General features: G+C 62.6%; 6 protein-coding genes and 1 pseudogene. 1 reads left to right on the plus strand and 6 read right to left on the minus strand.

Going from position 1 to position 9177, the window contains the following annotated elements:
* Positions 1-401 precede the first annotated feature (401 nt).
* The 6 genes from RT688_RS06885 to dusA all read right to left on the minus strand — a co-directional run bounded on the left by RT688_RS06885 (position 402) and on the right by dusA (position 8802).
* Entirely contained in the window at positions 402-1112 is a 711-nt protein-coding gene (locus RT688_RS06885) for a Cthe_2314 family HEPN domain-containing protein (protein WP_313704103.1), read from the minus strand.
* A 422-nt stretch (positions 1113-1534) separates the two neighbouring features.
* The gene (locus tag RT688_RS06890; RefSeq protein WP_313704104.1) at positions 1535-4255 is read right to left on the minus strand and encodes an EAL domain-containing protein; all 2721 of its coding nucleotides are present in this window, start codon (positions 4253-4255) and stop codon (positions 1535-1537) included.
* 278 nt (positions 4256-4533) lie between these two features.
* A complete protein-coding gene (locus tag RT688_RS06895) occupies positions 4534-4941 on the minus strand; it encodes a hypothetical protein (RefSeq protein WP_313704105.1) in 408 nt (135 codons plus the stop codon).
* Positions 4942-5167: 226 nt separating this feature from the next.
* Positions 5168-5512 carry an energy transducer TonB gene (locus tag RT688_RS06900; RefSeq protein ID WP_313704106.1) on the minus strand — a complete coding sequence of 115 codons (345 nt, stop codon included), beginning with the start codon at positions 5510-5512 and terminating at the stop codon, positions 5168-5170.
* A 75-nt stretch (positions 5513-5587) separates the two neighbouring features.
* The gene (locus RT688_RS06905) at positions 5588-7351 is read right to left on the minus strand and encodes a methyl-accepting chemotaxis protein (RefSeq protein WP_313704107.1); all 1764 of its coding nucleotides are present in this window, start codon (positions 7349-7351) and stop codon (positions 5588-5590) included.
* A gap of 413 nt (positions 7352-7764) precedes the next feature.
* Positions 7765-8802, minus strand: coding sequence for a tRNA dihydrouridine(20/20a) synthase DusA (gene dusA, locus RT688_RS06910; protein WP_313704108.1), 1038 nt, complete (start codon positions 8800-8802; stop codon positions 7765-7767).
* A 281-nt stretch (positions 8803-9083) separates the two neighbouring features.
* Here dusA and RT688_RS06915 point away from each other — a divergent pair.
* A pseudogene (locus RT688_RS06915) lies at positions 9084-9177 on the plus strand (Lateral flagellin); the annotation flags it as partial.

A 9177-nucleotide genomic window follows, 5' to 3' on the forward strand; every position in this document is an offset into this window, starting at 1 on the left:
AGCTGGGGAGTGCATACCACATATATCGACGTATTAATAAGCTTGCGAAAGCTCCGTAGCTCCTTGGATATCGCTCACACAAGGAGAGCTCCAATCTCAACCGAGGCGCACGAGTCAATCGACGATTTTATTCCACTAGCTGAAGCTTGCGTTCGCGCCTTAGTTAATTTGGCCTTAGAAAAATTTTCCGTTGACCCATCAATCTACCCGGAGGAGCGAAATGAGATTGAGGATATTGCAGCTCTGAGATTTATACGCAAATATACCGGTCTTCCGTTGCCATCGGACATCCGAACCCTCCTTATCGCAAACCCTAGGCAAGAAGGAGGGAGCTAGACCCCCTTGACCTTCTCCACCGGAGCATGGAGCGGCGCGCAAAGGCGACGGAATAAATCGAATATCTAAGTGAGCCTTTCGAGCCGCGATTTCTGACGATTATATTCGATCAAAAGTGCGGCAAACAGTGGCTCCAACGACGAAACAAGAGCAGAGTTTATCGCCTTGAACTCTGCCTTTTTTCGGCCGGTAAATTGCCGAGATCGGTACGCGCGAAGCACAACCAGGCGTTCAAAAGTCAGCTTCTCGTCATTAGGCCATGTTTCTTTTGTGGGCAAATACATCAACTCGATCTTCCGCAATTCGTCGTCGATATGAGAGTGCCTGTGCACTAGTTGATGTCGGGCTTGCGAATGTTTTTCGAGAGTCTTTCTCACTGCTTTAAGTGCCTTTGGCACCTGTGTGCGTGCAACGTGTAGATTGCTAACAATAAGAGTATGTCCTACGTGCTCTTCGTTCATGCAAAGATGAAAGACATTATTCGTGAGTTGCAGACAGCGGTCATAGGTGGATTGCAGCCGTATAAGGTAATTTTCTATGTTGAATAGCAGGTGCGCCGCCCTGTCTATTCTCACATTTGACGATCTTTTCCCGTATCCGAAGTCGGTGAGAAAATGCACCGCTTGATGCAGTTGTTGGACCCAGCTAAATGTGTGCGAAAGTGCGAATCCCACTCGCTGAACATAAAACTGCAGCTCATTAAAATTCGTTGTTTCGTCTGGGCCATCAAAGTTCCTGTACCCCATTGACTTCATCAAGGCGTTGGTATCATGCATTACCAACTCGAAAAATGGGTTCTTATGTAGGTCATCGAACGTCACTTAGAACTCCTCACTAACCAGCGTCTCCCTGATTGGAGGCTGCCCGCCAGTCTACTCGTGATGTTTCCACGAGAGCAAGTTTATAGTCAAGGCTCTACTGTGCTATCCTTTTCTCCACGGCCCGAAAATTTTCCAACGGGTCTCTTGAAACCCGCATGGTTGCGTAAGGTTTTTCGGGAAGTCGTTGGAAAGTCAAAAATGCAAGGTCTTGAAGAGAAAGGGAAAATTCGCTTTTGACGGCTGGATTGTGATTCCTGTTGTCGTGGGTTCGAGTCCCATCAGCCACCCCAAGAATTCAGCAAAAAGGGTTACATGCTTCGGCTTGTAACCTTTTTTTGTTTTTCCTCCCGAGACATGGCCCGTCCCGCACCCGATATTCAGCGCCCGGCGTGCCACTCCTCCAGCTGCGCCGCCGGCAACGGCCGGCTGAAATAAAACCCCTGCCCCAGCTGGCAACCGCGCTCGCGCAGGTAATGCAGGGCCGCTTCGGTCTCGATGCCTTCGGCGACGAGTTCCAGGCCCAGGCTGTTGGCCAGGGCGATGACGGCGTCGATCACCGCGCGGCTGGCGTGGTCGGTGTCGATGCGGCGCACGAAGGATTGGTCGATCTTCAGTTTATCCAGCGGCAGGGTCGAGAGCATGCTCAGGCTCGAGTAGCCGGTGCCGAAATCGTCGAGGGCGACGCGTACGCCCAGCGAGCGCACCTCGTTCAGGATGCCGATGGCTTCGGCCAGGTTTTCCATGACGGCGGTTTCGGTCAGTTCGATGACCAGGCAATGCGGGGCGATGCCGGTGGCATCGATCACGTCGCGGATGCGCCCGACGAAGCCCGAGCGCCGGAACTGCAGGGCCGAGACGTTGACCGAGACGCTCAGCGGCAGGCCGGCCGCCTGCCACTGCCCCTGCTGGCGGCAGGCTTCCGCCGCCACCCACTCGCCCATCGGGGCGATCAGCCCGCAGCTTTCGGCGATCGGAACGAAGGTGGCGGGACCCACCGGCGGGCTGGCGCCATCGTCCAGGCGCACCAGCGCCTCGACGCCGTCGACCCTGCCCGATGCCAGGTGGACGACCGGCTGGTAGTGCAGCAGCAGCCCGCCGTGCTCGAGCGCGGCCTGCAGGCGGCGCTCCACGTTCAGCGTGAACTGGGCCTGGACACCCATCTCGGCCGAATACCAGGCGTAGCCGGCGCGGCCGCCCTGTTTCACCGCGAGCATGGCCATGTCGGCGGCATGGATCAGGGCGCTCGCGGTCTCGCCGTCCTGCGGGAAGCGGCTGATGCCGACCGAGGCCGACAGCATCACCTCGATGTTGCCGAGCCGGATGGGTCGGGCGACGGCATCGATGATGTCCTCGGCCCGGCGCGCCGCCTGGGCGGAATCGTCCGGGCAAGGCAGGACAATCAGGAACTCGTCGCCGCCGACGCGCGCCAGCAGGTCGTCATGACGCACGCAGCCGCGCAGCCGGCGCGCGACTTCCTGCAGGACGCGGTCGCCCGCGTCGTGGCCGTAGATGTCGTTGACCGGCTTGAAGCGGTCGAGGTCGACGAACAGCAGCGCGCCGCTGCCTCCCGCGCTGCGCGCCTGCACCAGCCCTTCCTCAAGGAACCTGGTCGCTTGCGCGCGGTTTGCCAGCTCGGTCAGGCCGTCGTGCGAGGCGGCCCAGCGGATCGCCTGTTCGGCCTGGCGCCGCTCGCGGATATCGCGCGGCACCACGTGCATCAGCCATTCGCCCTTGTGTTCGAGGACGGTGGCGGTGATCTCGACCGGAATATCCACCCCATCCTTGCAGCGGTAGACGCGTTCGAACGGCGGCTTCTGCGCGCTGCGGCACTCCGCGAACACTGCCTGCAAGCGTTCCGGCGTGGTCGGCAGGTCGATCTGGTACAGGGTCATCGACAGCAGTTCGGCATGGCTGTAGCCGAGGCGCTCGGAGGTCATCCGGTTCGCATAGCGGATGTTGCCGCGCTCGTCGAGCAGCAGCAGCATTTCGTTGGCATGCTCCGTGAAGAACTTGAACTGCTGCAGTTCGTCGCGCTGCGCGCGCAGCGCGGCATCGCGCTCCTGCAGCAGTACTGCGGCACGCTCGATCGCCGTGGCGACCTCGACCGCCTCGGAAACATGCACCGCCCTCACCAGAGGCGGCGCGCCCCGACCCAGCGCCGCGGCCGGCTCGGTCAAGGCGTGGATCGACCGGGAGATGCGCCGGCTCATGAAGCGGGCCAGCAGCAGTCCCAGGCCGAACAGCAGCGCCGCGGTCGCGCTCAGGTAGGCCATCCGGGTCAACAGCGGGCCGCTGAGCTGCGAACGCGGCACGCCGACGATGGCCGTGTAGCCGGTCTGCGGCGAGCGCGCGAACACGGTGAAGTTCGGCACGCCGTCGAGGCTCGTGGTCTCGATGCTGCCCTCGGGCTGCCGCGCGATGGCGGCGCGCAAGCTGGCGAACGCGAACTGCCCGACGAACTTTTCGGCGCCACGGTTGCGCGCGGCGACGACCCCTTCGGCGTCGAGCAGGGTCGAGAGCCAGCCGCCGGGCAGTGCGCGCTCGCGCAGCAGCGCCGTCAACTGGGAAGCCGGGAAGAACATGGCCAGCGCGTAGATGACCTTGCCCTCGCGCCGGACCGGCACGTGGATGCCGATCACCGGCGCGCCGCGCTGGTCGGTGCCGACGTTCGAGATCCATGCCGCATCGCGCGCAAATACCCGCTGCACCGCCTGCGCATCGTCGCGCGGCGCCACCTTGCCCGATGCCGCGCCGGGATAACTGATGAGGCGGCTACCGTCGTGGCGGTAGACCACGACCTGGCCCGTCGGCGACGCCACCGCCATCGCGCGCTTCGCATGCTGGACGAACGCGTCCAGGTCGCCGGACGCCAACTCGCCGGCATCGGCCAGGTATTGCGCCACGGACTGGGTATGCAGGAGCTGCTTGTCGGCCGACTGGCCGATCGAACGCGCGATCTGGACCGTGCCTTCGGTATAGCGCTGCCTTTCCTCGCGGTACTCGGCAAGCAGGAAGATCGCCATCCCGACCAGGCCCGGAAGCAGGCAGACCAGCACCAGGGCACTGAGCAGCTGGGCGACCGGGCGGGGTCGCCGCACGACTGATGGGGCAGTCTTTCTGGACATGACGGGAATGATCGGGAACAGGCGGGGCCTCCCGATCATAACGACTTATCATACAGAAAGCATAGTTGTAAGTGGACAAGTGTCCGTTTGACGCCACGCCAGGCGCCGTTTGCCGCCCAACCGTCGCCATCGCCCTGTAACAACCGGTCGCTTTTTGTACAGGCAGTTTCTCTGCCGGAAAGCAAAAGACCCGGCGGCGCCGGGTCTTGCGTGGATCGTCCGCCCGCTCCTGTCCGCGGGACGGCGCATCATCAGTAGCGATGCGGGTTGTTCGGGCGTGCGTCGAAGCGGTTCGGCACCCCGTCGCCGTCACGGTCGCGGCGCGGGCTGTTGAAACGATCGGCCCGGTCGCCGTGGCGCCAGCCGCCCTGCTCCAGGTACCAGCCGTTACGGTCGCGGCGCCATTCGGCACGCTGGTAGACATAGCCCGGACGCACTTTCTCGTAATGGCCCTTGACCCAGGTATAACGATGACCCGTCCAGTTCCAGTAACCCGGCACCCATTCGAAGCCGCGGCGCGCTGCCGGGATCACCTCGTGGCGCGGCGCGGGCGGCGCCTTCTTCACGATGATGACTTCGGTGCGGGGCTGTGCCTGGACCGGGCTGAAGGCGGCGGTGCTGATCAGGACGGCTGCTGCGGTGAAGAGGATTCGTTTCATGGTCGTGCTCCTTTTGGTTCGGTGTGAGATCACTATAGCCAGGCGTTCCTGGGCAAAGTAGTACTGATGCAAGTTCTTACACTCGAAACATTTCCCAAGGCAAAAGTAAGCAATCGGTAAGCATCAGGCAGGCGTTTGTAACAAAACCTGGCTGACACCCGACCCTGGAAACGAAAACAGCCGGCGCAAGGCCGGCTGTTTTCAATCGTCGGGGAAAACGGACAGATTAGTCCAGCTTCCACGCGTAGTCGACACGAGTTGTGGTCTGGGCCGGCGAACCGTCCTTGGTGCCCGGCTTGAACTTGCATGCCGACAGGCCTTTCAGGGCTGCCTTGTCGAGACCTTTGAAGCCGCTCGATTTTTCCAGTTTCGAATCGACGACGCTGCCGTCGGCGCCGACGACGAAGGACATCGAGGTGATGCCCTGCTCTTCGTTCATCAGCGACGCTTTCGGATATTCGACCTTGCACTTCGACGGGTCGAACGACGCCGGGACTTCGGCGGCGAATGCCGAGCCGGCGAAAGTGGCGAACACGAGGGTAACGATGGTGCTCAGGTAAGGCTTGTTCATGGTTCTCATCCCAGTAATGTTAATGTGCCGCTGACTGCTGCGGTCTTTCAGAGTGACCGGCAAATTCGCCGTAAATTAAAATTCTTCCCATTCGTCGTTGCCGGCGGCAACCGGCGCCTTCTTCGGCTTGGCCGGCGCGGCCTCCGCAGCCGGCTTCTTCAGTGCCGGACGCGCCTGGCGGGCAGGCGGCGTACGTACTGCCGGCACCGCCGGCACGCTGGCGGCCGGCGCGGCCGGAACCGCTGCCGGCGCCGGCGCGGCCAGGCTTTCCTCGCCTTCGACCAGCTTGAAAATGCTGACCACGCGCGCCAGTTCGCCGGCCTGGTCCTGCAGGCTCTGGGCGGCGGCGGCGGCTTCCTCGACCAGCGCGGCGTTCTGCTGGGTCATGCTGTCCATCTCGATGATCGACATGTTGACCTGCTCGATGCCGGCGCTCTGCTCGGCGCTGGCGTTGGCGATCTCGCTCATGATGTCGGTCACGCGCTTGACGCTCGCCACCACCTCGTCCATCGTCACGCCGGCCTGGCCGACCAGCTTGCTGCCGCGCTCGACCTTCTCGACCGAGTCGCCGATCAGGGTCTTGATTTCCTTGGCGGCGGCGGCCGAGCGCTGGGCCAGGTTGCGCACTTCGGAGGCAACGACCGCGAAGCCGCGGCCCTGCTCGCCGGCGCGCGCCGCTTCCACGGCCGCATTCAGCGCCAGGATGTTGGTCTGGAAGGCGATGCCGTCGATGACGCCGATGATGTCGGCGATCTTGCTGGCCGAGCTGTTGATCTCGCCCATCGTGCCCACGACCTGCGACACCACGTCGCCGCCCTTGCGCGCCACGTCCGAGGCGGTCGCGGCCAGCTGGTTCGCTTCGCGCGCATGGTCCGCGTTCTGCTTGACGGTGGTGGTCAGGGTTTCCATGGCCGAGGCGGTCTTCTCGAGCGAGCTGGCCTGCAGTTCGGTGCGCGAGGACAGGTCGATGTTGCCGGCGGCGATTTCGCGCGAGGCGGTGCCGATGGTCTCGGTGCCGCGGCGTACCTGGCCGACGATCTTGACCAGGCTGTTGCGCATTTCGCTCATTTCGGCCAGCAGGCTGCCGCGCTCGGCGGTGCTGGTGTCGATCGCGATCGCCAGGTCGCCATGGGCGATGCTGCCGGCGATCTTCGTGGTGTAGTCGGGCTCGCCGCCCAGTTGCTTGAGCAGGCCGCGGGTGATGATCCAGGCGGCGACCACGCCCATGACGACGGCAACGACCAGCATGATGACCATGAAGTTACGGGCGTTGACGAAGGCGTCGGCGGCGTCCTGCTGGCTCTGGGCGCTCTGCTTGTCTTCCAGGGCGACCAGCTTGTCCAGGGCTTCGGTCCACTTCTTCTGGACCGGACGCACTTCGCGCACCATCACGCGGGTGGCGTCCATGGCGTTGTTGGCCAGGTAGAGTTCCGAGGCCTTGGCGATGGCCGGCAGGGCGGCAGCCTCGTGCTGCTTGACCTCGACCAGCAGCGCCTTTTCGGCGTCGCTGCCGTCGGCCGCGAAGATCTGGCTCAGCTTGTTCTGGGCTTCGCTGTAGCGGGCGCTCTGGTCCTTGAACTTCTTGAGCTCGGGCTCCATGTCGGCCGGGTCGGCCATCAGGGTCAGCACGCGCAGCGAAGCGAGGCGGTCCTGCACGTTGTTGCGCATCTCGATGACCATGCGGCTCGACACGTTGTTCACGCTCACCACGTGATCGAGACGGTCCTGGATCTGGGCCATGCGCAGCACGCCGACCACGGTGACAGCCACCAGCAACACCAGCACCAGGGCAAAACCCAGCCCCAGTCGCATCCCGACCTTCATGTTCGATAAATTCATCTCGCCCTTCCCTCTCCTGTTGATCAGATTTGCTTTGGAATTGTTATGTCCGCGTGAAGTCCTGCTCGACAACAGTTTCCCTTGCGGAAATTGTGTTTTCCGAAAGGATAAAGCAAAGCCGACTGTCGAGTCAGAAAAAATCTGCATCTGGAAGGAAACGCCTCACGGGACGGGAACGTTTCTTCAGCAAATCTTCAGTGTTGCAAACGAAATTATGGATGGGGTCTTGCCTGAGAGCAAGCTCGGCCGGACCTTTCTACACAAATTCCGATGACCGTGTAGTAAATTTCCTACAGGAATAATAGTCACAAGACGCGGGATGTCCCGGTTTCGGGCGCGGGTGCACGGCGGTGGTGCACGGCGCACCACCGCGGCTCGGAGAGGAAAGGAAAGGAAGCGGAAGGCGCGGAAGATCAGAGGTCGCGGATATGCGCGGCCGCTTCCAGCACCAGGCGCGGATCGCCGCCGGCGAGTTTTTTCGGATCGGACAGCATCTGGCGGAAGGCGCGCGCGCCCGGCAGGCCGGCGGTCAGGCCCAGCATGTGGCGCGTGATGCTGTTCAGCTTCAAGCCGTGGTTACCGTAGCGCGCCAGCTGGTCGGCAATGTAGGGCACCATCGCGGCCAGCACCTCGGCGCGGCTCTTCGGGGCAGCCTCGCTGCCGTAGAAGCGCGCGTCCCAGTTCGCCATCAGGTAAGGGTTGTGATACGCCTCGCGCCCGAGCATGACGCCGTCGACGTGCGCCAGGTGGGCCGCGATCTCGTCGTCGGTCTTCACGCCGCCGTTGATGATGATTTCCAGTTCCGGAAAATCGCGCTTGAGCTGGTAGGCCACGTCGTAGCGCAGCGGCGGGATCTCGCGGTTCTCCTTCGGCGACAGGCCCTTCAGGATGGCGTTGCGGGCGTGGACGATGAAGGTGCTGCAGCCGGCCTCAGCGATCGTGCCGACGAAATCGCGCACGAAGTCATAGCTTTCGTTGTGGTCGATGCCGATGCGGTGCTTGACCGTCACGTCGATCGTCACCGCGTCGCGCATCGCCTTCACGCAGTCGGCCACTAGCTGCGGCTCGTTCATCAGGCAGGCGCCGAACGCGCCCTTCTGCACGCGCTCGGACGGGCAGCCGCAGTTCAGGTTGATCTCGTCGTAGCCCCAGTCCTGTCCCAGCTTCGCGCTTTTCGCCAGGTCGGCCGGCTCGCTGCCGCCCAGCTGCAGGGCGATCGGATGCTCGACCTCGTCATAGCGCAGGTGGCGCTCGACGTCGCCGTAGACCAGCGCGCCGGTGGTGACCATCTCGGTATACAGCCAGGTGTGACGGGTGATCTGGCGGTGGAACACGCGGCAGTGGCGGTCGGTCCAGTCCATCATCGGCGCGACCGACAGGCGGCGCGAGCTCGCCGCTGCGGGGTGCTGGTGCGCCGATGCGCTGCCGGGTGCGTTGTCTGCTGCGTTCATGTCTATCCGGAAAAGAGGCGAGGAAGGCGGCGTCCGCCTTGAAGGGGCCATATTCTACCTTAAGGCAGGCGCCGCGGCAGCCCGGCCGCCGGGCGCCGGGGCCGGTCGTTTGTTGCGTTGCCGATCCGGAAACCAGGCGTGGTAGTTGTTTGACAAGTACAACCCGACGCTAAAAAATTTCCTTGAATCATTTAATGGATGGAAGAAAACGGTCGTCTTGTCATTTTGAGGACGCGCACGGCGTCCATCCTTCCAACGATCCATCCTGTACAGGAATCCACATGCTGAGCCTTCACACCAACGCCGCCACCCTGTCGGCCCAAAACTCGATCGGTCGCACCCAGTCGAGCCTGTCGACCTCGATGACCCGCCTGT

The sequence above is a fragment of the Massilia sp. genome (assembly GCF_032106685.1).
Classification (GTDB): domain Bacteria; phylum Pseudomonadota; class Gammaproteobacteria; order Burkholderiales; family Burkholderiaceae_D; genus Telluria.

Excerpts from the sequence above, each read along its gene's own strand:
- RT688_RS06885 (WP_313704103.1), bottom strand. The coding sequence starts at position 1,112 with ATGCATGATACCAACGCCTTGATGAAGTCAATGGGGTACAGGAACTTT.
- RT688_RS06895 (WP_313704105.1), bottom strand. The coding sequence starts at position 4,941 with ATGAAACGAATCCTCTTCACCGCAGCAGCCGTCCTGATCAGCACCGCC.
- RT688_RS06905 (WP_313704107.1), bottom strand. The coding sequence starts at position 7,351 with ATGAATTTATCGAACATGAAGGTCGGGATGCGACTGGGGCTGGGTTTT.
- RT688_RS06900 (WP_313704106.1), bottom strand. The coding sequence starts at position 5,512 with ATGAACAAGCCTTACCTGAGCACCATCGTTACCCTCGTGTTCGCCACT.
- dusA (WP_313704108.1), bottom strand. The coding sequence starts at position 8,802 with ATGAACGCAGCAGACAACGCACCCGGCAGCGCATCGGCGCACCAGCAC.